This window comes from Sphingobacterium sp. IITKGP-BTPF85 (genome assembly GCF_001006065.1).
GTDB lineage: Bacteria > Bacteroidota > Bacteroidia > Sphingobacteriales > Sphingobacteriaceae > Sphingobacterium > Sphingobacterium anhuiense.
Genome location: NZ_ASZT02000281.1, coordinates 1 through 2,030, shown reverse-complemented (window position 1 = coordinate 2,030; position 2,030 = coordinate 1). Strand labels below are relative to the sequence as shown.

At 32.3% G+C, this 2,030-nt stretch carries 3 protein-coding genes; all 3 read right to left on the bottom strand.

What is annotated here, in order from left to right; translation table 11 throughout:
* Positions 1–111 precede the first annotated feature (111 nt).
* Entirely contained in the window at positions 112–789 is a 678-nt protein-coding gene (locus tag L950_RS25120; RefSeq protein ID WP_021189692.1) for a hypothetical protein, read from the bottom strand.
* 182 nt (positions 790–971) lie between these two features.
* On the bottom strand, positions 972–1,352 hold the full coding sequence (locus tag L950_RS25115; protein WP_021189691.1) for a DUF5958 family protein: 381 nt from the start codon (positions 1,350–1,352) through the stop codon (positions 972–974).
* 96 nt (positions 1,353–1,448) lie between these two features.
* Positions 1,449–1,907 (bottom strand): DUF695 domain-containing protein, encoded by a 459-nt coding sequence (locus L950_RS25110; protein WP_021189690.1) that lies wholly within the window; start codon positions 1,905–1,907, stop codon positions 1,449–1,451.
* Between the last annotated feature and the right edge of the window lie 123 nt (positions 1,908–2,030).

Below are 2,030 nucleotides of genomic sequence, written 5' to 3'. Positions count from 1 at the left end.
AACGTTTAGGACGCAAGTGAACAAATATAAATGAACTATTGCCAATACATTACTATAGGAGAATTTTGTTGCTCATACGTTATCTTAATTACAGTTGTATATGCTTATCGTTTAGATTTTATTATCAAGTATGTTTTGAATAAATGCATCCGCAGCCAGAGATTTTACAGTATTCTTGTTTAGAATTCCTTTATGCTTTTTTAAAGTGTATTCTGCCGCTTTAAACCATTCCATCGGAATTCGATCTATTTCTTTGTCGGGGATGAATGAATAAGAAGAATTTAGTGAACTAATTTTTACTACTGCTGTTTTTACTTCACTGGAGTAATTACTGAGTTTCGAGACATCAATACTATCCTCAATTCTGTTTTTTAGATAATTATTGTTTAGCAATCGTACTTCTGTCAGTTTAATTATTTCAACAAAATGGGCTATTGACAGGTCCTCAAAACCATTCCACCAATAATCGTAAAGATTTTTGTTGTTAGTATTAAAATAATCCTTTCGCTCAATCTCTGATAATAAATGTCCAGGTCTTATATAACTTTCATCAGGAATATCACCCCACACTGCAGACCATCTCACCGTCTTGGAATAATAAAAAGTTCCGCAAAAGGCATCGTCACTGCAGCGATCGATAGTTAGGCCTAAAGATAAATAAAATCCATTTTCCAGTTTCTTTGAAAAGAAACCTTGCGCACCGGTTATTGACTCTTTAAAAAAACTATATTCTAATTTTTCTAAAGAAATTCTAACTCTGGAAATTAATTTATCTTTTGTCAATTTCATACTTTTATTTAACAGTGAATTCGTTGTCTCTATAAAATTAGTCATTATTTGATTTCATAACAATGACCTCTCTGTAGATATCGAAAATCCCTTAAAGAATCAAAATTGGCTAGAATCTATAACTAGAGAAGTTTAATTGAATTAACGTCTAGGGCGTGGCTTTTCTTTACATATTATACCAATCATGCCCAACCATTTTTACATTCCGTATTCCGTCGTTGTGTATCGGTTTGTTTGAATATCCATAATAGTGCAATAATGGTCTTTTGTTGTTCATCTTTACGAAGTATCTCAAGTTTGTTAAATGCAATTTTAGTAGGGAACGATTTTAAAATTACAACTGGAGTAAAGGTAGGTTTAAGTGGTATACTGGCAATTGCTTGTATGTATGTATCGGTAGTATAATTTACTTTTTCGGGAATTGAATTGAAAATATAATTCCTTAACAATGTGAAAACAAGTTCAAATTCAAATTTGGCGTGATTTAATATTAATGTACTGCCTTGAGTAAATTCAATTTTATCCTGAGCTATTTGATTTATTAGTTTATAAAATTCTTCCATTAGTATTTCGAATAATGATAATTAATTTTTAATGCTTTCATTACGAAAAGTAGCTGAGTCAGTTTTCATCATATATTTTTAAACCGGAGCTTTTCTCTACTTCCAATCTGTCAAATGCCACTTTGCCAATTCCCAATTATTGTCCGGATCGATTCGATAGTCAAACTGTCTAGGGGAGGAGTTGGCTGTAATAATTTCTTGGAGAAAACTATTTGAGATTTCAGGATCGTATACTCGCCAAATTAATTCTCGCGTTTTATTCCAGGTTATTCTTGCAAGAAATAAGGCATTAGGTTTATCCTTATCCGGGCCTTTTATTTCATTATCCAAATAATCGCCATAGTTATCAATTACTTCAACTTCACTTTTTGAAGGCATTCCATTGTCGATTAAATCGTCTAGATCTATCATAATCGATAAGTGCCATGCGAAAACTATTTTTGGTTCAAATTCCCTTAAAGCATTATTGACCACGGCCACACCTGGAAAATTATCTTGCTTAAAATTTAACACTGAATAGGATTCATCGGGTATCAATACTTTGTAATCTGTCATATATCTCACAATCTTAACATTTTCTCAATGCTTATTACCCTTATAAATCCACATTGGTTCTGTATGGCCTGCACGCGAGTAATCCCATTTTTTGTAGAATTCTGTCGCATCACCATCAGCAGT